The sequence below is a fragment of the Corynebacterium sp. 122RC1 genome, assembly GCF_024580955.1.
In the GTDB taxonomy this organism is placed as follows: Bacteria; Actinomycetota; Actinomycetes; order Mycobacteriales; family Mycobacteriaceae; genus Corynebacterium; species Corynebacterium kozikiae.
Genome location: NZ_JANIKD010000003.1, coordinates 130613 through 153030, shown reverse-complemented (window position 1 = coordinate 153030; position 22418 = coordinate 130613). Strand labels below are relative to the sequence as shown.

24 protein-coding genes are annotated in these 22418 nt (G+C 59.3%); 16 read left to right on the top strand and 8 right to left on the bottom strand.

All coding sequences use genetic code 11. The features are described 5' to 3' along the window. Positions 1–53: 53 nt before the first annotated feature. Genes NQ050_RS02560 through NQ050_RS02550 form a run of 3 tightly spaced genes read left to right on the top strand, consistent with a single transcriptional unit; the run spans position 54 to position 3500 of the window. The gene (locus NQ050_RS02560; RefSeq protein WP_257037705.1) at positions 54–980 is read left to right on the top strand and encodes an ABC transporter permease; all 927 of its coding nucleotides are present in this window, start codon (positions 54–56) and stop codon (positions 978–980) included. Next, a complete protein-coding gene (locus tag NQ050_RS02555) occupies positions 973–1902 on the top strand; it encodes an ABC transporter permease (protein WP_257037704.1) in 930 nt (309 codons plus the stop codon). Before NQ050_RS02560 ends, NQ050_RS02555 begins: the two co-directional genes overlap by 8 nt. Then, a complete protein-coding gene (locus NQ050_RS02550; protein ID WP_257037703.1) occupies positions 1899–3500 on the top strand; it encodes an ABC transporter ATP-binding protein in 1602 nt (533 codons plus the stop codon). Before NQ050_RS02555 ends, NQ050_RS02550 begins: the two co-directional genes overlap by 4 nt. Here NQ050_RS02550 and NQ050_RS02545 read toward each other — a convergent pair. Both NQ050_RS02545 and NQ050_RS02540 read right to left on the bottom strand, forming a co-directional pair. After that, on the bottom strand, positions 3484–4005 hold the full coding sequence (locus NQ050_RS02545; protein ID WP_257037701.1) for a DUF402 domain-containing protein: 522 nt from the start codon (positions 4003–4005) through the stop codon (positions 3484–3486). The genes NQ050_RS02550 and NQ050_RS02545 overlap by 17 nt on opposite strands. Then, complete coding sequence (locus NQ050_RS02540; protein WP_257037700.1) at positions 4005–4574, bottom strand: hypothetical protein; 570 nt, start codon at positions 4572–4574, stop codon at positions 4005–4007. The genes NQ050_RS02545 and NQ050_RS02540 overlap by 1 nt, the downstream gene beginning before the upstream one ends. A 115-nt stretch (positions 4575–4689) precedes the next feature. Here NQ050_RS02540 and typA point away from each other — a divergent pair, with 115 nt between their 5' ends. Beyond that, the gene (gene typA, locus NQ050_RS02535; RefSeq protein ID WP_257037699.1) at positions 4690–6609 is read left to right on the top strand and encodes a translational GTPase TypA; all 1920 of its coding nucleotides are present in this window, start codon (positions 4690–4692) and stop codon (positions 6607–6609) included. Here the strand turns inward: typA and NQ050_RS02530 are convergent. Continuing rightward, positions 6606–7751 (bottom strand): HNH endonuclease signature motif containing protein, encoded by a 1146-nt coding sequence (locus NQ050_RS02530; RefSeq protein ID WP_257037698.1) that lies wholly within the window; start codon positions 7749–7751, stop codon positions 6606–6608. The genes typA and NQ050_RS02530 overlap by 4 nt on opposite strands. A gap of 184 nt (positions 7752–7935) precedes the next feature. On the opposite strand from NQ050_RS02530, the gene NQ050_RS02525 reads away from it, so the two are divergent. From NQ050_RS02525 to NQ050_RS02500, 6 genes are read left to right on the top strand one after another with little or no spacing between them, the layout of a single operon-like run. Continuing rightward, positions 7936–9420 carry an ABC transporter family substrate-binding protein gene (locus tag NQ050_RS02525; RefSeq protein ID WP_257037697.1) on the top strand — a complete coding sequence of 495 codons (1485 nt, stop codon included), beginning with the start codon at positions 7936–7938 and terminating at the stop codon, positions 9418–9420. Beyond that, the gene (gene mshB, locus NQ050_RS02520; protein ID WP_257037696.1) at positions 9417–10142 is read left to right on the top strand and encodes an N-acetyl-1-D-myo-inositol-2-amino-2-deoxy-alpha-D-glucopyranoside deacetylase; all 726 of its coding nucleotides are present in this window, start codon (positions 9417–9419) and stop codon (positions 10140–10142) included. The genes NQ050_RS02525 and mshB overlap by 4 nt, the downstream gene beginning before the upstream one ends. Beyond that, the gene (locus tag NQ050_RS02515) at positions 10126–10485 is read left to right on the top strand and encodes a hypothetical protein (protein ID WP_257037695.1); all 360 of its coding nucleotides are present in this window, start codon (positions 10126–10128) and stop codon (positions 10483–10485) included. Before mshB ends, NQ050_RS02515 begins: the two co-directional genes overlap by 17 nt. Before the next feature lie 40 nt (positions 10486–10525). Next, positions 10526–10843: a ferredoxin gene (fdxA, locus tag NQ050_RS02510; RefSeq protein ID WP_257037694.1), complete on the top strand. Its 318-nt coding sequence runs from the start codon at positions 10526–10528 to the stop codon at positions 10841–10843. Between the two features lie 3 nt (positions 10844–10846). Then, the gene (dapC, locus tag NQ050_RS02505) at positions 10847–11887 is read left to right on the top strand and encodes a succinyldiaminopimelate transaminase (RefSeq protein ID WP_257037693.1); all 1041 of its coding nucleotides are present in this window, start codon (positions 10847–10849) and stop codon (positions 11885–11887) included. Beyond that, positions 11884–12378 (top strand): GtrA family protein, encoded by a 495-nt coding sequence (locus tag NQ050_RS02500; protein WP_257037692.1) that lies wholly within the window; start codon positions 11884–11886, stop codon positions 12376–12378. Before dapC ends, NQ050_RS02500 begins: the two co-directional genes overlap by 4 nt. Here NQ050_RS02500 and dapD read toward each other — a convergent pair. From dapD to NQ050_RS02485, 3 genes are read right to left on the bottom strand one after another with little or no spacing between them, the layout of a single operon-like run. Continuing rightward, positions 12350–13240, bottom strand: a complete 891-nt coding sequence (gene dapD / locus NQ050_RS02495; RefSeq protein ID WP_257037691.1) for a 2,3,4,5-tetrahydropyridine-2,6-dicarboxylate N-succinyltransferase — start codon at positions 13238–13240, stop codon at positions 12350–12352. The two genes, NQ050_RS02500 and dapD, sit on opposite strands and share 29 nt — an antisense overlap. Before the next feature lie 5 nt (positions 13241–13245). Beyond that, on the bottom strand, positions 13246–14544 hold the full coding sequence (locus NQ050_RS02490; RefSeq protein ID WP_257037689.1) for an amino acid permease: 1299 nt from the start codon (positions 14542–14544) through the stop codon (positions 13246–13248). Between the two features lie 8 nt (positions 14545–14552). Beyond that, positions 14553–15443 carry a DapH/DapD/GlmU-related protein gene (locus NQ050_RS02485; protein ID WP_257037688.1) on the bottom strand — a complete coding sequence of 297 codons (891 nt, stop codon included), beginning with the start codon at positions 15441–15443 and terminating at the stop codon, positions 14553–14555. 34 nt (positions 15444–15477) lie between these two features. Between NQ050_RS02485 and dapE the strand changes: the two genes are divergently transcribed. From dapE to NQ050_RS02455, 6 genes are read left to right on the top strand one after another with little or no spacing between them, the layout of a single operon-like run. Further along, the gene (dapE, locus tag NQ050_RS02480) at positions 15478–16536 is read left to right on the top strand and encodes a succinyl-diaminopimelate desuccinylase (RefSeq protein ID WP_257037686.1); all 1059 of its coding nucleotides are present in this window, start codon (positions 15478–15480) and stop codon (positions 16534–16536) included. Further along, positions 16533–17249, top strand: a complete 717-nt coding sequence (locus NQ050_RS02475) for a TIGR00730 family Rossman fold protein (RefSeq protein ID WP_257037685.1) — start codon at positions 16533–16535, stop codon at positions 17247–17249. The genes dapE and NQ050_RS02475 overlap by 4 nt, the downstream gene beginning before the upstream one ends. 13 nt (positions 17250–17262) lie before the next feature. Further along, entirely contained in the window at positions 17263–18075 is an 813-nt protein-coding gene (folP, locus tag NQ050_RS02470) for a dihydropteroate synthase (protein ID WP_257037753.1), read from the top strand. Then, on the top strand, positions 18072–18800 hold the full coding sequence (locus NQ050_RS02465) for a glucosyl-3-phosphoglycerate synthase (RefSeq protein ID WP_257037684.1): 729 nt from the start codon (positions 18072–18074) through the stop codon (positions 18798–18800). Before folP ends, NQ050_RS02465 begins: the two co-directional genes overlap by 4 nt. Before the next feature lie 35 nt (positions 18801–18835). Next, positions 18836–19003 carry a DUF3117 domain-containing protein gene (locus NQ050_RS02460; RefSeq protein ID WP_257037683.1) on the top strand — a complete coding sequence of 56 codons (168 nt, stop codon included), beginning with the start codon at positions 18836–18838 and terminating at the stop codon, positions 19001–19003. Next, positions 19004–19840, top strand: coding sequence for a methyltransferase domain-containing protein (locus NQ050_RS02455; RefSeq protein ID WP_257037682.1), 837 nt, complete (start codon positions 19004–19006; stop codon positions 19838–19840). Here NQ050_RS02455 and NQ050_RS02450 read toward each other — a convergent pair. Together NQ050_RS02450 and glgA are read right to left on the bottom strand one after the other, a co-directional pair. After that, positions 19837–21180: a GH32 C-terminal domain-containing protein gene (locus NQ050_RS02450; RefSeq protein WP_257037681.1), complete on the bottom strand. Its 1344-nt coding sequence runs from the start codon at positions 21178–21180 to the stop codon at positions 19837–19839. The two genes, NQ050_RS02455 and NQ050_RS02450, sit on opposite strands and share 4 nt — an antisense overlap. Positions 21181–21193: 13 nt before the next feature. Then, positions 21194–22351: a glycogen synthase gene (glgA, locus tag NQ050_RS02445; protein ID WP_257037680.1), complete on the bottom strand. Its 1158-nt coding sequence runs from the start codon at positions 22349–22351 to the stop codon at positions 21194–21196. Between the last annotated feature and the right edge of the window lie 67 nt (positions 22352–22418).

Genomic DNA, 22418 nt, shown 5'->3' with positions numbered 1-22418 from the left:
TCGCCCCGCCCTAGGCGGGGCTTCGGTGTGTACCCAGAAAAGAGATCACCACAATGTTGCGCTACATTGGGCGGCGCCTGCTCCAGATGATTCCGGTCTTCTTCGGCGCGACGCTCCTGCTCTACGCACTCGTCTTCCTCATGCCCGGTGACCCCGTCGAGGCACTTGGTGGCGACCGCGGCCTCACCGAAGCTGCACGTCAACGCATCATGGAAGAGTACAACCTCGACAAACCATTTATCGTGCAGTACTTGCTCTACATCAAGGGCATTTTCATGCTGGACTTTGGTACCACTTTCTCAGGCCGCCCAGTGGCTGAGGCGATGGCGAACGCCTTTCCGGTGACGCTCCGTCTGGCAGCAATGGCGTTGGTCTTTGAGGCGGTATTCGGCGTGATTTTCGGCGTGATCGCCGGTGTACGCCGCGGTGGAATCTTTGACTCCACAGTCTTGGTAACCTCCCTGATCGTGATCGCCGTGCCTTCCTTCGTGATTGGCTTCGTGTTCCAGTACTTCGTTGGTGTGAAGTGGGGCCTGCTGCCCGTCACGGTGGGCTCCAACGTTTCATTTAAGAGTTTGCTCATGCCGGCGATTGTGCTCGGCGCGCTGTCCTTCGCCTACGTGGTGCGTCTGACCAGGCAGTCCGTGAGTGAAAACCTCCGCGCGGACTACGTTCGGACCGCTCGAGCAAAGGGTCTGAGCAACGGCGCCGTGACCACCCGCCACGTCCTCCGAAACTCGATGATCCCAGTGGCCACCTTCCTTGGTGCCGACCTCGGCGCCCTCATGGGCGGCGCCATCGTTACTGAGGGCATCTTTGCCATCAACGGCGTGGGCGGCACCATCTACCAGGCAATCATCAAGGGCGAGCCCACCACAGTGGTGTCCTTCACCACCGTCCTCGTGATCGTGTATATCGTTGCGAACTTGCTCGTGGACTTGATCTACGCAGTTCTGGACCCAAGGATTCGTTATGCATAGTGAACGCTTTGTAGCTGAAACAGATGAAACCGGCTTGGGTGCCGTAGACGCCGTCGCCGACGAGTCAGCCCCCACCTCAGTCTGGGGCGAGGCCTGGAAAACCTTGCGCCGCCGCCCCCTGTTCTGGGTATCCGCAACATTGATCCTGATCGCACTGCTGCTGGCACTGGTCCCGCAGTTGTTCACCTCTACGGATCCCAACTTCTGCGAGCTCAACAACTCCTTGAATTCGCCTACCGACGGTCACCCGTTTGGCTTTGACCGCCAAGGCTGCGATATCTACGCCCGCACCATCTACGGCGCGCGTGCGTCGGTAGCCGTGGGTGTGCTCACCACCATCGCTGTTGTGCTGATCGGTACCACGGTGGGCGCGTTGGCTGGATACTTCGGTGGCATCCTCGACTCCCTGCTGTCTCGCCTCACGGACATCTTCTTTGCCGTGCCGCTGGTGCTCGCGGCAATCGTGGTGATGCAGATGTTCAAGGAGTCGCGCACGATCGTCACCGTGGTGGTGATCTTGGCACTCTTCGGCTGGACCAACATCGCCCGTATTACCCGCGGCGCCGTGATGGCCACCAAGAACGAGGAGTTCGTCACCGCCGCCCGCGCGGTTGGTGCCTCCAAGTGGAAGATTCTTACTTCCCACATCCTGCCCAACGCGGCAGCGCCAATCATCGTGTACGCAACGGTGGCGCTGGGTACCTTTATCGTTGCAGAAGCCACCCTATCCTTCCTGGGTATTGGCCTTCCTCCGAGCGTGGTGAGCTGGGGCGGCGACATCGCAAAGGCGCAGACCTCTCTGCGTAGCCAACCCATGGTGCTCTTCTATCCCGCTGTTGCGCTTGCCGTGACCGTGCTGAGCTTCATCATGATGGGCGACGTTGTTCGCGACGCCCTGGACCCTAAGGCGAGGAAGAAATGAACCCACTCGTAGAAATCAAGGACCTGAAGGTCTCCTTCAGCTCCACCACCGGCACCGTGGATGCCGTGCGTGGCGTCAACCTCACCATTTACCCAGGCCAATCCGTGGCGATCGTGGGCGAGTCCGGCTCCGGCAAATCCACCACCGCCATGGCGCTCATCGGCCTGCTCCCAGGCAACGGCAAGGTCACGGGCGGCCAAATCCTCTTTGAGGGCAAGGACATCACCCACCTCAAGGACATGAAAGAGTACCGAGGCAACCAGATCGGCCTCGTGCCTCAGGACCCAATGAGCAACCTCAATCCCGTGTGGCGCGTTGGTACCCAAATCAAGGAAGCCCTGCGCGCCAACCGTGTGGAAGGCGACCACAACAAGCGCGTGGCCGAACTCATGGAAGAGGCAGGCCTCCCGAAGGGCCGTGAAAAGCAGTACCCTCACGAATTCTCCGGCGGCATGCGTCAGCGTGCGCTCATCGCCATGGGCTTGGCTGCGCGGCCAAAGCTCCTCATCGCCGACGAGCCCACCTCCGCCCTGGACGTGACCGTGCAAAAGCGCATCCTCGATCACCTCGAGGGTCTCACCGAAGAACTCGGCACGGCAGTGCTGTTCATCACCCACGACCTCGGCCTGGCGGCGGAACGAGCAAGCCACTTGGTAGTGATGCACCGCGGGCGCATTGTGGAGCAGGGGCCGTCGTTAGAGATTCTGCGCGACCCACGCCACCCATACACCCAGCGCCTCGTGAAAGCCGCTCCATCCCTTGCCTCCGCGCGCATCCAATCTGCGCAGGAAAAGGGCCTGGAGTCCAACGAGCTCCTGACCCACGGAACCGCTGGCCAGGAGGTTATCCGTGTGGAGAATCTCACCAAAGACTTCAAAGACCTGCGTGCGGTGAACAACGTGTCCTTCGGACTTAAGCAGGGCACCACCTTGGCTGTGGTGGGGGAGTCTGGTTCCGGCAAATCCACCGTGGCCAACATGATCCTTAACCTGCTGGAACCCACCTCCGGCAAGGTGTACTACAAAGGCACCGACCTTTCGACGCTCAACTCGAAGCAACTCTTCGAAATGCGCCGCAAACTCCAAGTGGTGTTCCAAAACCCCTACGGTTCCTTGGATCCCATGTACTCTATTTTCCGCTGCATCGAGGAACCCCTCGTGGTGCACAAGGTAGGGGACCGGAAGGCGCGCGAGAAACGAGTTGCAGAGCTCCTCGACATGGTTGCCATGCCCCGATCAGCAATGCGACGTTACCCCAACGAACTTTCCGGTGGTCAACGCCAACGCATCGCTGTAGCCCGCGCGCTCGCACTTAACCCAGAAGTGATTGTGCTCGACGAAGCCGTATCCGCCCTGGACGTGCTCGTGCAAAACCAGATCCTGGAACTCCTTGCAGGGCTCCAGAGTGAGCTCTCTTTGAGCTACCTCTTCATCACCCACGACCTTGCCGTGGTGCGCCAAACCGCAGATGAAGTAGTGGTAATGGAAAAGGGCAAGGTAGTAGAGCAAAATACCGCCGACGAGCTCTTTGCCAACCCTCAGCAGAAGTACACCCAAGACCTGATCAACGCAGTACCAGGCCTTAGCTTGGATCTATAAGCTCCACGCTTTCGGCCCACTGCAGGTCAACGCCTACGGAGCGGAGCCACGCCATGGGATCATCCCCATGGCGAATAATCCCTTCCACTGCGTTTAGGGTGGTCTCAATAGCTCGCTCTGCCTCCTCCGCACTAATCAAACCGGCGGAGGTGGCGGCAGCGAGCTCATCAATATCCTGGACCGCCACAGCGCCCCCTGCTCGCCACACAAGATCCACATACAGATCCCTGGTGGTCCACTTGCCATCGACTTCGCGGATGTCAGCTACGTCTATGTAGAGGTCTTCGCGGTCAATGCCTTCACGGTAGTGGAACACATTCACCCGCAAACCGAGTTCCGGCAGCAGCCAGCTTTCCAAGTAGCCAAAATTCGGGTGGTTTGCGCCCCGGGCCATATACAGGCCGAATTCAGTTTCTTTGAAGCTATCTACCTCGCGCAGGAAGCCTTTAGGATCCGTGTTCGTGAGGGCTTTGACATCAAAAGTCTCTTGCTTCACTGGATGCATTATTTCACCTCGAACAAAGCTGCGGTGGGAAGGTAAGAACATTGATTCGCTGCGCCTTCTGCAAGCGCGATCACGGTGCCATGGCCTGTTGCTGCCGTGCCTGACAAAGTGATGGGCCCTTCAGGATTGATCCCGTGGAATTCCAACTCGGTGCGCCCATACTGCAAGGTGTTGATATTGAACCAGTGGACATTCATATCTTGCGGCCCCTGAGCTGGGGGAGTGCCGAGCGCGGTGAACACAAAGGTAGTTTCACCGGCCTTGGCGCCCGGAAGTGGGATTTCGGCGGGGCCGGGAACTGCGATGGTGGAAGCGACTGCATTTCCGCCCTCGATGCATCCCAGGCCGAGGCTTGGCCAATAGAACTGTGTGAATTGAGGAGCGTTTTCCGGCATTGGGACACCGCCACCTGTGCCTCTGAAGAAGTCCGCAATAGGTGGTGGGAGCTGCTCTAGGATATGTGGCGCTGGGCGGCCGAGTTCATCAAGGAGCGGCGCTGCTTGAGCCGGGGTTGCTGGAAGTAGCAGTAGCGCGGCGATGCATAGACGCTTCAAATATACTCCTGTCACACGGGTTTACTTTAGTAACTTCAGTTTCTATGTCAAGCTATTCCTTAGATCGAACTCCGTGATCATTTCGTTACAAGACGTGCATAAAGGCGTGATGTGCAGTAGTGTTTTGCTAATGCATATTCACCCTGAGTTTCGCAACGTAGCAATCGTCGCTCACGTTGACCATGGCAAAACTACGCTGGTAAACGCAATGCTGGAACAATCCGGTGTTTTCGGAGACCGCGGTGAAGTGACCGACCGAGTGATGGACTCCGGTGACCTGGAAAAGGAAAAGGGCATCACCATCCTTGCTAAGAACACCGCTATCCGCCGCAAGGGCATGGGCAAAGATGGCGCTGATCTTGTGATCAACGTGATCGACACCCCAGGGCACGCGGACTTCGGTGGCGAGGTTGAGCGTGGCCTGTCCATGGTGGACGGCGTGGTTCTCCTGATCGATGCTTCTGAGGGGCCACTTCCGCAAACCCGCTTTGTGCTGGGCAAGGCGCTTGCGGCGAAGATGCCAGTGATCATCGTGGTGAACAAAACCGACCGCCCTGATGCGCGCATTGATGAAGTGGTGGAGGAAGCACAGGATCTCCTGCTGGAACTCGCCTCTTCGCTCGATGATCCAGAGGCGGCAGAGGCGGCTGAGCAGCTTTTGGACCTGCCTGTTTTGTACGCTTCGGGGCGTGAGGGCAAGGCTTCCGTGGAGAATCCTGGAAATGGCAACGTTCCAGACGCTGCAGATCTGACTGCACTCTTTGACGTTATCTACGATGCACTCCCAGAACCCTCGGCAACCGTTGATGCCCCTCTCCAGGCACACGTGACTAACCTTGACTCTTCCTCCTTCCTGGGCCGTATCGCACTCGTGCGCATTCACGCCGGCACCTTGAAAAAGGGCCAGCAAGTTGCCTGGATTCACTATGACGACGAGGGCAACCAGCACGTCAAGAATGTTAAGATCGCGGAACTGCTGAAGACCGTTGGTGTGTCTCGCGAGTCCACCGATGAAGAGATGATCGCCGGTGACATCGCTGCGATTTCGGGTATTGACAACATCATGATCGGTGACACCCTGGCGGACGTGGAGAACCCTGTTGCGTTGCCGCGGATCACCGTTGATGAGCCCGCGATTTCCATGACCATCGGCGTGAATACCTCTCCTCTTGCCGGCCGCGGTGGCGGAGACAAGCTGACCGCTCGCGTGGTGAAGGCGCGTCTTGATCAAGAGTTGATCGGTAACGTCTCCATCCGTGTGCTCCCTACTGAGCGTCCAGATGCCTGGGAGGTTCAAGGCCGCGGCGAAATGGCTCTTTCCGTTCTGGTTGAGACGATGCGCCGAGAAGGCTTCGAGCTCACCGTAGGTAAGCCACAGGTGGTGACCCACATTGTGGACGGCAAGGTCTTCGAGCCTTTCGACCACATGGTGATTGATACTCCGTCCGAATACCAGGGTGCGGTGACGCAGTTGATGGCTAACCGCAAGGGCATCATGACCTCCATGGCAAACCTGTCCGGTGACTGGGTGCGTATGGAGTTCGACGTCCCGGCTCGTGGCTTGATCGGCTTCCGTACCACTTTCCTCACCGAGACTCGTGGCGCAGGTATTGCAAATTCCTACTCCATCGATCCTCGTGAATGGGCAGGCGAAATCAAGGACCGTGCCACTGGCTCCCTGGTTGCAGACCGCTCCGGTCAGATCACGGCATACGCCCTGCAGCAGCTTGCGGACCGCGGTTCCTTCTTCGTGGAACCAGGCCTGGAAGCCTATGAGGGCATGGTTGTGGGCGCCAACAACCGTGATGAAGACATGGATGTCAATATCACGAAGGAAAAGAAGCTCACGAACATGCGCTCTGCTACTGCAGACGCAACTGTGACTCTCGCGAAGGCTCATGTGCTCTCCTTGGATGAGGCCATGGAATTCTGTGGGCAGGACGAATGTGTGGAGGTCACTCCAGATGTTCTCCGAGTTCGGAAAGTGATCCTTAACGCAACCGAGCGTGCACGTGCGCGCTCTCGCGAAAAGGCTCGCAACAAGGGCTAGGCGGCTTTTTGGGCTGCCGCCCATTTTTCATACCTGCCGCGCATTTGCTCCAGCGTGTAGGCGTTTCTCCTCAACGCCGGAGCAAGCGGGCCTTGCGGCTGGGTGTACATAATGCTGCCGTCGGGCATCACCCACTTTGTGTCGAAGGTATTTGGGTCAATTTCGCAAGAGACGATTTTCCGAGTCTTCAAAAGATGGTGTGCCCGACACAGACACTGGGCGTTCTCGGGGGTTGTCTTACCGCCATCGTTGTAGGGCACCACATGGTCGATGTCGGAGTTCCAAGCGCTGTTGTCGCACCCAGGGAATCGGCATACTCCATCCCGGGCTTGGATTTCCGCACGTTGCCGCTCGCTGAAGTGGTAACCATTTGCTTCAGATTTCTTTCTTGAGCGCGCATACGTGTATGCATCACGGGGATAGAAAGAATAGTTTTCGCAGTGAACCACATCATCTCCTTGTGGTTGGAAGAGGTGAAGTTTCACTGAGATATCGGCGCGCTCGTGGAGCAGGTGATTCAGCGCCTCCACCGGGGTGCAGTCGTGCCTTGCTTGTAGCTTGGCTAGCGTCTTCTCAAAGAGCTTGGCGGTGACAGGATCGAGGCTGGCCTCGCAAATCACATTGCTCCCACTTTTCGCAGCTCGGAAGGAGATTCGCTGCGCTGAGCCCGCCTTGCCTGCGTCGGGAAGCGGTTCGATGACTTGCCTGATTGTCCTGCAGCGTTCGGCAAATGTTCTTGGACCTGGGAGTGCCTGCATTGGTGAAGTAGGTTCCAAGAAGTGCCTGACGGCGGCGTCGTACTCGGGGTACAGCTCGCGAGCAAGGCCTCCAGCCGCTTCTCCGATGGCGATGATTCGACCTAAATCCAGAATCCAAGTCTGTTCAATGTACGAACGTACATTCTCTAGGTCGGAGACAACTAGGAGAGCTTGCATGATTTGCTTGACGCGGTGCCGCGTGGCACCTGTCTGAGCGGAAAGTATTGCCGCAAGGGCTGGAAAATCTTGATCCTTACCCTCCTTTATGAAGTCCATGAACAGCGAATATGTCAGTTTATTGATGCTTCTTTGCGTAGAGGCGACTGCGGAGTCTTCTGCTTCAAGAGCATAGTAAGTTCGTATTGGAACAATGGTTTGAGTCATGTTTCCCCCTGTTTCGTTGAAGTGCAGTGAGTGCTTGCGCATTTCGAACGTGTGGGCTAATCTTAACTCATCGAACGTGTGGCGTAAAGGGGTTGGGGGAAACTTAGCGCAAACTCCCAGCCTGGCACCGATATCTGGTGTCTGATGGATGATTTTGGAAGCACTACACTGAAGGATCATGAGAATGCGTTCATTCCGCGTGCTTTTGGCAGGCATCATCGCGGGCGTCATTTTGACGGCTTGTGCTGCTAATCCTGGGCCGCCACCACTCGCGGAGGAGCAGGCTCCTTCGCCGAGTTCCTCGGCGCCAGTGGAGCCTCCAGTGAAAACTCGAGTGGATTTGGCATTGGGAATTGACCCCGTGGCCTCGGGATTTAATCCTCATTTACTAAAAGATGATTCGGTGTTTACTCGCATGCTTGCGGAGCTCATTTTCCCCAGTGTGTTTGAGGGTGGTGAGTTAAATCGGGATCTTGTCGTCTCAGCGGAGGAAGTGGAGCCGTCGGAGGCAGAGATCGTGCAGACTATTCGCTATGAAATTGCGCCGGAGGCTCAATGGAGTGACGGAACACCGATAACGGCACAGGATTTCGGTTTCCTCTACCGTGCGATGACAACGACTCCAGGGGTCATCGATGCCGCGCCATATCGGGCAATTAGCAATGTACGGTCCTTGGACTCGGGGAAAACCGTGGAGGTGGATTTTTCACAAAGAATGATCTACTGGCCGGTGTTGTTTCGCAATTTGCTGCCGAGCCATTCAATTGAAGACTTCGGTTCAAGTCTGAATTCAGGAGTCCCTGCTTCAGGATGGCGCTATTCTTTTGACAATTTTGACCGGGCACGCGGGATTGTCACGATCAACCGGAATGACAGATTCTGGGGTGCCAAACCAGCGAATCATGACACGATTCAGTTCCGCGAGATTCGCTCAGCGGCTCAGGCGGCCGATCTGTTGCGGGCCGGTCAAGTTGATGCTGTTGATGTGACTCCAACGCAAACTATGCAACAGGCTCTTGCCCTACTACCGGAAACCGAACTTAGTACCTATTCCAGTGGGCGCACCTTGCAACTCGTTGCAAACCGCAATCTCGAACGCAATCAGCGAATCCAATTGCAGAATCTGCTAAACCGCGAGCTCATAGCGCAAATCGCTCTTGGGCGCACCAATGATATCGTGCTGCCACCGATTGAAGCGAACACGGTGTTCGATCCAAATGGCACAACGTTGCAGGGGCGATCAGTGCGGATCGGCGTGGATCCGAGTGATTCGGCTGCAGCACAGGCGGCTAGAGCTGTGGTGGATCTCCTCACGCAGCAAGGGTTCGAGGCGGAGCTTGTCTCTACCGACGCCCAACGTCTCTACGGACAAGTGCTGAGAGCGGGGGAGGTTGACGCCATCATGACGTGGTATGAAGCTCCTTCGGTAAATGCATTGCAATGCGGAGCAAACCTCGCGCGTTTCTGCAATGTAGTGACAGACCAAGAAATCGCCCAGACTCTTGCAGGGGATATGTCGCCAGAGCAGTTTGACCAAGTGGCGGCAATGATCAACGGCAACGAGCATTACGTGACCCCTATAGCACTTGACCAAAGGCTCCGAGCAGTTGGTCCTGGTGTTCGAACGGGGGAGGGGGATATCAACACATGGATCGCGGAGGAACAATGAAGGTTGTAGCAGTACACGCCCACCCAGATGACGAAGCACTCTGGACAGGCGGATTGTTGGCGCAAATGGCGGCACAAGGTCATGACGTCCTCGTGGTTACCTGCACGCTGGGTGAAGAAGGAGAAGTGATCCCAGAAGAACTCGCCCAACTCGTTGATGCCGACCAGCTCGGTGGTTATCGATATTGGGAGCTGCAGCAATCATTAGAGATCCTAGGATGTGAAGGGGCCTTCCTCGGCGGAGTAGGGAGGTGGCGTGATTCGGGGATGGTGGTCAGCGATCACCCGAGGGCGTTTGCCAATGCGGGTGCCGAAGCCGTGGATCAGCTCACAGAAATCCTCCTTAGCGCACAACCCGACCTGCTCATCACCTATGGACCTGATGGTGGTTATGGCCACCCGGACCACATCAAGGCGCATCAGATAACCCACGAGGCGGCGAAGCGCTTGGGCATCACCAACATTTGGTGGGCGGTGACAGTGTTGGAGGACGTCACATTGGACAACATTCCGAAAACTTGGCGCTTGCCGCTACCTGGTGAGATCGCCTCCGTTGCGGAAGCAGACATTTGCATTGAGCTCTCAGAATCAGACTTCAAAAAGAAAGCCCAGGCGATGGCCGTGCACCGGACTCAGCTCATGGTGGAAAACGAGATCTTTGCGCTAAGCAACCGCATCGCTCAACCGCTCTTGCGGAGGGAATATTATGAGTCACGTCACTGAACGAGTGGTGCCCACGGACCATCGACCATCTGAGATCTTTATGGGGCTGTTCTGGCTGTCGATCGGTGCGGCCATCTCGGTGCTCCTGGAGGTGGTCTACCTTGGTACATGGATCGCTGGAGTGCCGGTGCCTTTCACCATCGTGTTGGCTTTCTTCTTCAACCTGGTGCTGTGCCGAACCGCATGGCTATGGAGCCCGAGGCTCGCATTGGTTCCACTTGGAGTGTGGCTCGTCGGCTACTTCCTTATGGGAAACATGCTGGGCTCCAATTTCCGGTCCATCGCCTTGCTTTTATTTGGTATTGCAGGCGGCGTGTATGGATGTATGCGCGCAAGCCGCTAGAATCGTTAAGTCCGATCAAATCATTGAGAAAGAAGAGGAAATGACGTACACAATCGCACAGCCCTGCGTTGATGTCATGGACCGCGCATGCGTAGAAGAATGCCCAGTGGACTGCATCTACGAAGGCAAGCGCGCCCTTTACATTCACCCAGATGAGTGCGTGGACTGTGGTGCATGCGAGCCGGCATGCCCCGTGGAAGCAATCTTCTACGAAGACGACGTCCCAGATGAGTGGATCGAATACAACGATGCCAACGCAGCCTTCTTCGATGACCTCGGCTCCCCAGGTGGAGCGGCTAAGCTCGGACCACAAGACTTTGACGCCCCATTGGTAGCTGCGCTGCCTCCGCAGGCATAGCCCATGTTGCCCGATTTTCCCTGGAACCGCCTGGAACCAGCAAAAGCGAAGGCAGCTCAACATCCCGACGGCATCATTAACCTTTCGGTCGGTTCTCCGGTAGATCCAGTTGCCCCAGGCATCCAGCTCGCACTCGCTGAGGCTGCCTCTGCTTCTGGCTACCCCCAGACCATCGGCACCCCGCAACTTCGAGATTCGCTGATTCGCGCTATTGATCGCCGTTTCGGTGTGCAGGTTGAGTCCGTGCTACCGGTCATTGGTACCAAGGAAGCGATCGCATGGCTGCCTACGATTCTGCGTTCAACCAAGGTTGTTATTCCAACGATTGCGTACCCTACCTACGAGGTTTCAGCACTCCTTGCTGGGGCGCAGGTGCAGCGCGCTGACGATCCGGCAGACTTTGACCCAGACGCGAAGCTGATTTACATCAATTCGCCGTCCAACCCTACAGGTGAGGTGGCAAGCCCCGAGCGCCTGCGTGCAGTCGTGGAGTGGGCGCGAGAACATGATGCCGTGGTGGCCTCGGATGAGTGCTACCTCGGGCTGGATTGGTCGGATTCCGCCGTGTCCGTGCTCGCGGTGTGCGACGGAGACTACTCCAACGTCATCGCCATCAACTCACTGTCCAAAACCTCAAACCTCGCGTCCTACCGTGCAGGTTTCTTGGCTGGTTGTCCAAAGCTGATCGCAAAGATCACGGAGGTGCGTAAGCATGCCGGCCTTATGGTGCCTGGGCCAATCCAGGCGGCCTTCGCCGCTGCGCTAGACGACGACGCCCAGGAGGCAGCGCAAAAGCTCCGTTATGCGAGTCGCCGTGCGAAGCTCATGAGGGCTTTTAATGACGCTGGTTTTGAGATTCATCACTCGCAGGCTGGGCTGTACCTGTGGATGACTCGCAACGAGGATTGCTGGGAGACGGTGAATTGGTTGGCTGAGCGTGGCATTTTGGTTGCCCCTGGAGAGTTTTACGGGGAGCAGCAGTTCGTGAGGGCAGCGCTTACTGAAACAGATGAAGCCATCGCCGCTGTGGCGGGGCGCCTATGAACGCGTTGAGGCAGTTCCTGCAATTCGGCATCGTTGGCGCCTCTGGAACTCTGGTGAATTTGGTGGTGGTGGTTTTAGTAAAGAAGATCGTCCCATATTCAGAGCATGAGCCGTTCATGAACCTGTTTGGCTCTGCATTTCACATTCGCTGGTACCACGTGTTTATGACCATCGCGTTCATCGTGGCAAACACGTGGAACTACCAGCTCAACCGAATGTGGACCTTCAAGGCCAAGAATTCGTGGTGGAGTGGCTACTTGCCATTCCTACTCACGGGTGTCGGAGCGTTCCTGGTGAATCTGGCAACGCTGACTCTGTTGATGAACCCAGAGTCTCCGCTCGCCCTGCCTTCGGATATTTTTGATGATTCCACCGGCTTCCGCACCAAGTTCTATTGGGCTTCGGTGATTGCCATCTTGGTGGCGATGCCGGTGAACTTCATCATCAATAAGCTCTGGGCGTTTAGGAGTTCTTATGAAGTGCCTCGTTAAGGGACACTTCGCGCTTCCAGCCGGTGGCCTCCACGGCGCCGGTTTGGGAGTTTCGGCGGAATAGGAGGTTGGAGGCGCCGGAAAGCTCGGATGCCTTCACCACCTGGCCGTCAACCAGGACCTTGGTTCCGGCGGTGACGTACAAGCCTGCTTCAACTACGCAGTCGTCTCCAAGGGAGATACCCACTCCGGCGTTTGCGCCGAGTAGGCAGCGCTCGCCGATGGAGATGACCTCTTTACCGCCGCCGGAAAGGGTGCCCATGATGGAGGCGCCGCCGCCTACGTCAGAGCCATCGCCAACAACAACACCGGCGGAGATGCGGCCTTCTACCATGGAGGCGCCCAGGGTTCCGGCGTTGAAGTTCACGAAGCCTTCGTGCATGACGGTGGTGCCTTCGGCGAGGTGGGCGCCGAGGCGAACGCGGTCTGCGTCACCGATACGCACGCCGGTGGGGATGACGTAGTCCACCATGCGGGGGAATTTATCGATCAAGTGAACCGTCAGGTTTGGTAGCTTAGCGCGGACTTCCTCGAAGCCTTCGATCTTGCAAGGGCCGTAGTTGGTCCACACGACGTTTTGGAGGAGGCCAAAGACGCCGTCGAGGTTGAGGCCGTGTGGCTTGACTAGGCGGTGGGAGAGGAGGTGGAGGCGGAGGTAGGCGTCAAAGGCGTCGATTGGGGCGGCGTTCAGGTCCGCGATTTCGGTGCGGATTTCTACGCGCTCGACGCCGCGGATCTCGTCGCGGGTGGAGGCGCCGAGTTCGGTGCCGGTGTTGGTGGTTTCCTCAAGGGTGGGGTTTGGGTACCAGGCGTCAAGAACAACGCCGTCGGAGATTGTGGCAAAGCCTGTTGCAATAGTCATGGGTGTCACTTTACCGCGAAGGAGAGGCCAACGATGCCGGCGAACAGCACCGCCACAGAGATTACCTGCGGCCTGGTGCTTGGGTCTGCGATCATGAGCAGGACCAATGCGCCGATGGCCACGAGGGTGAGAATTGGCAGCCATGGGTGACCCCACATGCGTACGGTGGAGACTTCAAGTTTGGAGTGCAGCTTGAGGTAACTCAGCACGATCATGATCCATACCACGATGAGGCTGCCGCCCACGGCGTTGAGGAGGAAGGTAAGCAATCCTGGTGGGTTCCAATACTGCAGGCCCACGGAAACGAACGCGAAGAACATGCTCAGCAGCACTGCATTGGTGGGCACCCCTTGGGCGCTGAGGGAACGGAACGCCTTGGGGGCGTCGGAACGCTCTGCAAGCGAAAAACAGAGGCGCGAGGTGCCGTAGATCTGGGCGTTGAATGCGGAGAGGAGCGCCAGGACGATCACTGCTTCCATGAGGCCCACCACGCCTGGGATGTTGGCCATGCCGAGGACGATGGTGAACGGGGATTCTGCAGCGGACTCGGCTGCGCCGAGGGAGCTAGGTGGCACGAGGAATGCGATGACCAGCACGGAACCCAAGTAGAAGACGAGGATGCGCCAGATCACGGAGCGGATCGCGGTGGCAATTGCCTTGCGTGGTGCTTCAGATTCCGCCGCGGCCATGGTGACGATCTCAATGCCGCCGAAGGCAAAGGCCACAGCAAGCAAGCCCGCTGCTACGCCGGGGATGCCGTTCGGTATGAAGCCCTCCGCCATGAAGTAGCTCTCCTGGGTGAAGATCAGGTACACGCCCACCACGAGGAACACCACGATCACGGCCACTTTGATGAAGGCGAACCAGAACTCGAACTCGCCGAAGCCGCGCACGTTGGCCAGGTTGACCACGGCGAAGAACACCACGCACACGAGTGCGGGAATCCACGGGGAGACGCCGAACCAGGCACCCATGATGGCGGCGGCGCCGGTCATTTCCGCGCCCATCACCATGATGAGGGTGAACCAGTACAGCCAGCCGAGGGAGAAGCCGGCCCAGTGGCCAAAGGCTTGGTCAGCGTAGATGGAGAAGGAGCCGGAGGCTGGACGTGCCGCGGCCATCTCGCCCAGCATCTGCATCACGCAGATCACGATTGCCCCGGCGATCATGTAGGCAATCAAGACGGCGGGTCCTGCGGCGGCGAGCCCTACGCCGGTGCCGAGGAAGAGCCCGGCGCCGATTGCGGAGCCGAGACCCATCATGGTGAGGTGGCGGGTCTTGAGGCCTGTTCCGAGTTGGTTCATGAGTGTTCCTAGATTGCTCGTGCCACTGGTTGGCCAGATTCAATTTTGATCGACCAGTTGGACTGGCCTTCAAGCGAGGATGCGGGCAGGGTTTGCCCGTCGTGGGCGTAGTACAACGGTGTTTCTGGGTCCAGGACCACGTTGTTGCCCACGTGGACGTTGTCGCCCAAGTTGATGCCCAGCACCGCGCAGGAAACACCGAAGGAACAGTCGTTTCCTACGGTCATCTGCCCTTGTCCGGGCACAAGGGAGGCGGAGATTCCGACGTCCACCCCGGACCCAATCCGCATTCCCGAGTACAAACGCCCCTCAACCCGGCAGGCCCCTAGGGTTCCGGCGTTGTAGGAGACGTAGCCTTCGCGCAGCACTCGGGTGCCAGGTGCGAGGTAGGCGCCGAGGCGCACACGCTCGGCCTCAATGATTTCCACGCCGGAGGGCACCACGTAATCCACCATGCGGGGGAGGCGGTCAATTCCGTACACGTGGATGAGCCCGCGGGAGCGTAGGGAGGTGCGCACGTCTTCAAAGTTGTCGGGAAGGCAAGGGCCCTTGTTGGTCCACACCACGGGGTGCAGGTGGGAGATGGAAATGTTGATGTCGTGGGGCTTCACCAAGCGGTGTGAGAGCAGGTGGAGGCGCAGGAAGACATCGTGGGCGTCCTGAGGGGGTTCGCTGAGGTCCGCGATGGTGGTGCGGACTGCCACTTGCTCTACCATGCGGTCTTCATCCAGGCGGACCAGGGACAGCAGGCGGGCCGGGAGGTCTTGGGCGCCGAGGCGTTCGGTGCCGGAGAAGCTTGGATTGACGTCGAGCTGCGGGCTTGGGTACCAGGTGTCCAGTACGGTGCCGTTCATCGCAATGTTGGCAATACCTATAGCATGAGCTCCCAGAACTGTCATGGATTTTATGCTAGTACACGGTAGGCTACGTACCATGCTCGATCTCACTAGCTGCCCAATTGCACTCACGGCCGCCCTGGTGGACATCCCAAGCCCCTCTCATCATGAACAGGAAATCGCGGATGCTATTGAAGAGGCGCTTAAGCCTTTTGCGGAGGTGATCCGCCACGGGAACACGGTAGTGGCCCGCACGCATCGGGGGTTGGGTAGCCGGGTAATCCTGGCGGGGCATGTGGACACTGTGCCCATCGCAGATAATGTGCCGTCGAGACGCGAAGGCAACGTTTTGCACGGCTGCGGCACCGTGGACATGAAATCTGGGCTCGCGGTGTATTTGCACGCCTTTGCCACCTTGGCCAATGATCCTGCGCTGCGCCACGACCTCACCCTGATCGCATACGAGGGCGAGGAGGTTGCCAGTGAGTTCAACGGCCTGGGGCACATTGATCCTGCGCTGCTTCAGGGGGATCTCGCGCTGCTGGGGGAGCCTTCCGGGGCGATGATCGAGGCGGGTTGCCAGGGCTCCATCCGGTTTCGGGTGAGTGCCCATGGCGAGCGCGCCCACTCTGCGCGCAGTTGGCTCGGTACGAACGCCATGCACCTGTTGGCACCGGTGATCAGCAACATTGCGGCCTACCAGGCGCAGGAGATCGAGGTGGACGGCTGCCTCTACCACGAGGGGCTGAACATCGTGCACTGCGAATCCGGCGTGGCCACCAACACCATCCCCGATGAGGCCTGGATGTTCGTGAACTACCGCTTTGCCCCACACCGCAGCGTGGACGAGGCTATTCAGCACGCGCTTGAAGTGATGGACCTGCCGGAGGGCACGAGCTACGAGATCGACGATGCCGTCCCAGGCGCGCGGCCGGGGTTGGACTCGCCTGTGGTGCAGGGGCTGCTGGAGGGGCGGGAGTTCCGGGCGAAGTACGGCTGGACGGACGTCGCGCGCTTTTCCGCGCTCGGGATCCCTGCGCTGAACTTCGGCCCTGGAGATCCCTCCTACGCCCACAAGCGGGACGAACAATGCCCCGTTGAGATGATTACGGAAGTCTCCGATACCCTTATCGCATATCTGAAAGGGAGCAAATGACCAATCGCAACATCATCGGCCCGATCCAAACCCGCGAACCAAAATCCAGCACGTATGACCAACGCCTGCTGGAAACCAAGGCGGACCACGACTGGCTCCACGCCGACCCCTGGCGCGTCCTGCGCATCCAAAGCGAGTTCGTAGCGGGCTTCGACGCCCTCGCCGAGCTCCCGCGCGCAGTCACCGTCTTTGGCTCCGCCCGCATCAAAGAGGGCCACCCCTACTATGAGCAGGGGATGCAGTTGGGCAAGAAGCTTTCCGACGCCGGGTACGCGGTCATCACCGGCGGTGGCCCCGGACTCATGGAAGCGGGCAATAGGGGATGCTGCGAAAACGATGGCATGTCCGTTGGCCTGGGCATTGAGCTGCCGATGGAGCAGGGCCTCAACAACTGGGTAGACCTGGGCGTGAACTTCCGCTACTTCTTTGCTCGTAAAACCATGTTCCTCAAGTATTCCCAGGCGTTCGTATGCCTCCCCGGAGGGTATGGCACACTCGACGAGCTGTTTGAAGTGCTCTGCATGGTGCAGACCGGCAAGGTCACCAACTTCCCAATCGTGCTCTTGGGCACCACATTCTGGGGGCCGTTGGTGGAGTGGATCAAGGACCGCCTCGTAGAGGAGGGCATGATCAGCCCCAAGGACGTGGACCTGTTCCTGCTCACGGACAGCGTGGAGGAGGCAGTGGAGTACATCGTTGAGCGCCACAAATAACCTTGCCCAGGTGATGGCGATCGTCAACATCACCCCAGACAGCTTCTATGACCAAGGCGCCACCAACTCCCTGGACCTTGCCGTGGCCCGCGCCGGGGATGTGATCGCGCAGGGTGCCGGGATCGTGGATATCGGCGGTGTAAAAGCTGGCCCCGGCGCCGTGGTGACCACCTCCGAAGAGATCGAGCGGGTTGTCCCGGTAATTCAGGCCGTCCACGCAGCGCATCCCGACGTCACCATCTCCGTGGATACCTGGCGCAGTGAAGTAGCCGATGCGGCGATCCAGGCCGGCGCGACCTTGGTGAACGACACCTGGGCGGGCCACGACCCCGAACTTTCCGCCGTGGCCGGGCAGTACCAAGTGGGGTATGTGTGCTCTCACACCGGTGGTGTGACTCCCCGCACGAGGCCCCACCGCGTGCGCTTTGATGACCTCTTGGCCCAGGTCATCCAAGAGACCACCAGCCAGGCAGAGCTCGCAGTCAGTCGTGGTGTGCCAGAGGAACGTATCTTGATCGATCCAACGCACGACTTTGGCAAGAACACCTTCCACGGCCTGGAGCTGCTGCGCCGGATTGACGAGTTGGTGGCCACCGGCTGGCCCGTGCTGATGGCGCTTTCAAACAAGGACTTTGTGGGTGAAACCCTGGACCGCCCCGTGCGCGAACGCGTTGCGGGAACACTGGCCGCAACCGCCTGGGCGGCACAGCACGGCGTGGCGGCCTTCCGCTCCCACGAGGTGGCCGAAACGGTGGATGTGATCCGTATGGTCGCCGCAATCCAAGGCAAGGTTGCACCCTTGAACACCACCCGGGGGCTTGCGTGAATATCAGCGTGATCATCCCCGCGCTCAACGAGGAAGCCACCGTTGGGGAAGTGGTTCGCACGGTCCTCCCGCAGGCCAGCGAGGTGCTCGTCATCGATGCAGACTCAACCGACGCCACCGCCACGGAAGCCTCCCGCGCCGGGGCCACCGTCTTAAACTGGCGCGACATCCTGCCGGATCCCGTCTGGGCGGGCAAGGGGGAATCCTTATGGCGCGGGGTGTGGGCCGCGCGAGGCGACGTGGTGGTGTTCATCGACGCCGACCTCACCAGCTTCGCCCCAGACATCGTGAGCAGGCTCACCGCCCCCTTTTGCGACCCCACCGTCCACATGGTCAAAGCCGCATACACCCGAGCCCTGAATGGCGAGCCTTCGGGTGGCGGCAGAGTAACCGAGCTCACCGCAAAGCCCTTGCTCAAAATGTTCTTCCCGGAACTCAGCCACATTTCCCAGCCCCTGGGAGGGGAGTACGCGATTCGCCGCAGCACCGCCCTGACTATGCCCTTTGTCTCAGGATACGGTGTGGAAGCTGGGTTGCTCATCGACGTGGCCAAGGCGCACGGTCCCAGCAGCGTGGTAGAGGCCCCTTGCGGTGTCCGGGCGCACCGGAACCGGCCGTTGGCGCAGCTTGGATCAATGGCTGAGGTGGTTGCTTCAACCATTTTGTCCCGTGTTGAGGGGTGCGGGGTTGCAGGCCCTGCAACTCGTGCGGCTCATGTTGGGTAGTATGGATCGAGCTAGTGGATGAAAGGAAAGTTGGAATGGCAGCGATGAAGCCCCGCACCGGTAACGGCCCTATGGAGGCGGTTATCGAATCGCGCAAGATTGTGATGCGCATCCCCACTGACGGAGGTGGCCGCCTGGTGATCGAGCTCAACAATGAAGAGGCCGCTGAGCTCGGCGCACTGCTCACCGAGGTTTCAAGTTAAGTGCTTTCACACATCATTGATGTTCTTGCAGATCCCATCGACGGATCAGACCTCGAGCTGGTGGACAACCGCGTGGTTTCGGCCACCGGCCACAGCTATGACGTAGCCAAGCAGGGGTACGTCACCTTGGCAGGCGGCGCCGGACTGCGCTATTCAGGTGACGACACCTCGATGATCAAAGCTCGGGAAACCTTCCTCTCTCGCGGCCACTTTGCCCCGTTTGTGGAGGCAGTTTCCGAGGCGTTGAGCTACACCAGTGAGGCTCCCGTGATCGCGGAGATCGGCGCAGGTACCGGTTACTACCTCTCTCACGCACTGGATTCCATTGAGGATTCCCGTGGGGTGGGGTTGGACGTCTCCGTGCCCGCGGCAAAACTGCTGGCCAAGTGCCACCCGCGCGTTGGTGCTGTGGTTGCTGACGCCTGGGCGCGGCTGCCCATCAAGGATTCCTCCGTGGACGCCATCGCGGTGGTGTTCGCTCCGCGAAACGCAGCCGAGTTTGCTCGCGTGCTCAAGCCGGAAGGTGAAGTGGTGGTGCTCACCGCAGACACCGGGCACCTTGGCGAACTGCGCGAGCCTTTGGGAATCATTGACGTTGAACGCGGCAAAGTGCAGCGCATGATCGAACAGGCAGCCGGACACCTGGTACCGGTGGACACCCCACAGGATGTGGAGTTCACCATGCGCCTGGATCAGGAATCCATTGCCACACAGATCGGGATGAGCCCCTCTGCGCGCCACATTCACGCAGACATCCTGGCGGAACGCATTGCGGCCCTGCCTGCCACCATGGAAGTGACGGCCAAGGCTAAGATCACCCGCTTCCGCAAGGCCTAACGTACAGGGCCTTCCCAGGGGGACAACCGAGCGTCGCGCGAGAACTTCTCGCTGCGGCGCTCAATTGTTGCACCGTCGGAGGCGGTGACCACGAACTCCTCGATGCTGCCATTGAAATAGACGCGGCTGGCCATGGACACCTGGCCGCCGTCGGCAAACACCTCCACCGTGGAGCCGTCCACGATGACGGTGAGGGTATCCGGAGCGCTCAGTGGGGCGATTGCGGCGTCATTGCCGCGATCGAGCTCGAGCAGGTCACCGCGGTGGGCGAGCACCGCTGCGGTGTGGCCGATCGAGTCCACCAACTCAATTCGCACTTCTTCGCCCTGGGGGACCTCAAGCGTGCCCACCCACAGGGCGGCGTTATCCGCCTGCTCAATGGCGGACACTAGGCCAGCGGCCGGGGTTTGGAACAGCTTGCCACCTTGAAGGGTGACCTTGCGGGGAAGGGAAAGACAGTTGGCCCATCCTTCCTCGGCCAAGCTCTTGTGCGTGCTGGGGTCATCCAGGCGGCCAACGCCGTTCATCAAGCCAAATAGGTGGGTATGGTCCAAGTTTGCAGTGGCCGTTCGGGGGCGGGTGAAGTCATGGCCGTAATCAATGCGCTCGAAACCGTGCGTGACCTCAAACGTGGTGCCGTCGAGCTGGCCCACCAGGTAGCCCGAGCGGTCCACGCCATTGATCTCCACAGTGATCAGCAAGATGTCATAGATCTGCCCATCCACTTGGTCGCGAAGACGAATAACGCGAGGGGCAACGATCTCTCCGTGCACCCCGGTCTCGCCGTTGAACTCCAGCGGTCCCGCGTAGCGCCAATCCAGGCCGTCTGAGGATTCCAAAATGTGCAGGCTTGGGGTCTTACCCGCCACTGCCAACATGATCCAACCGCTCTCATGATCCGTAACCACGCATGGCGAGCGGAAATTCACCACCCCCGCTTGGTCGGAAACGGCCGTGTGGTGCCCACCAACCACCGCGCTGAGCTGCGAGGCTTCATTTGAGACCTCCTCGCAGGTGGCGGGCAGGTCTTCGATGGACGCTACCTTGATGCACGCACCCTCGGCGCTGATGGAGGTGTAGTAGAGGTCCACCACATCGCCCCGAGCCACCACGGACCCCGCCCGGAGCTGGGTCTCCGCGCCTTGGGGTGCAAGGACGTCGTCGCATTCTTCCCAACCGTACGCATCAGAGCTCACCTGATGCCCCCACCTGGCGGCGTCGGAAAGCTTTGGCCGGAATTGCAGGAATACGTGCCAGTCCTGGCCGTCGTGGAGGAGTCCGGCGGGTGCGTCGAGGACGCCGGTCTCAGCGGTGATGTGAAGCTCGGGGCGGTGGACCATAGGGGTTCCTTTCCTAACGCAGGGAGTTGTACACATCCACAGTTTGCTGGGCGATTGCGTCCCAGGAGAAGTCCTCTACAGCGCGGGCGCGGCCGGCGAGGCCGAAGGAACGGGCGAGTTCTGTGTCGCGAACCACCTGGTTGACCTTCTCCGCAATCTCACGCTCAAAGTCCTCCGGCTGGGCTTCGTCGTAGTGCACCAACAAGCCAGTTGAGCCGTCCCGGACCACCTCGGGGATACCGCCCACGTTGGAGGCCACCACCGCGGTGCCGCAGGCCATTGCCTCCAAGTTCACGATGCCCAGTGGCTCGTAAATGGAGGGGCACACGAAGACCTCGGCAGCGGAGAGGATTTCCTGGATCTTGTCCCTGCTCAGCATCTCCTGGACCCAGAAGATACCGCTGCGCCTGGACTGTAGCTCTTCTACCAGCGCCGTGGTGCGTGCCGCGATCTCCGGGGTGTCCGGGGCGCCAGCGCACAGCACGAGCTGCACGTCCTCATCGAAGTGCGCCGCGGCCTTCACCAGGTGCTCCACGCCCTTCTGGCGGGTGATGCGGCCGACGAAAGCCACGATGGGCTTGCCCAGGTCCACACCGAGCTCCTCCAGAACTCCGCGGCCCTCACGGGGCTGCCACAGCTCGGTATCAATGCCGTTGAGTACCACCTTGACGCGGTCGGGGTCGATCCGGGGGTAGGCCTCCAGCACGGATTCGCGCATCTTCGCGCTCACAGCGATCACCGCATCCGCGTACTCCATCGCGTTGCGCTCGGACCAGCTTGATACCTCGTAGCCGCCGCCGAGCTGCTCGCGCTTCCACGGGCGATCCGGCTCTAAGGAGTGGGCGGTGACCACGTGCGGGATGCCGTGCAGGCGCGCGGAGAGGTGGCCGCCCAATCCGGCGTACCAAGTATGGGAGTGCACAACATCAGCACCGACGGTTGCCTCCGCCATTCGCAAACCCGTGGAAAGAGTTTGGATCGCCGCGTTGGCATCCTTGAGCATGGGGTCTACGCCATGGACGTAGACGTCTTTCTCATCCCTGGGAGCACCCATGCAGTGCACGTCCACATGGGCAATTTCGCGCATAAAACGAGTGAGTTCGGTGACGTGGACGCCTGCGCCGCCGTAGATCTCCGGCGGGTATTCCTTGGTGAGCATTGCGACTTTCATGCCCTCGAGGTTACAGCGCAATTGCGGGCTTATGTGTGTTCTAAGTATCTAAATTGCATTTCTCCTG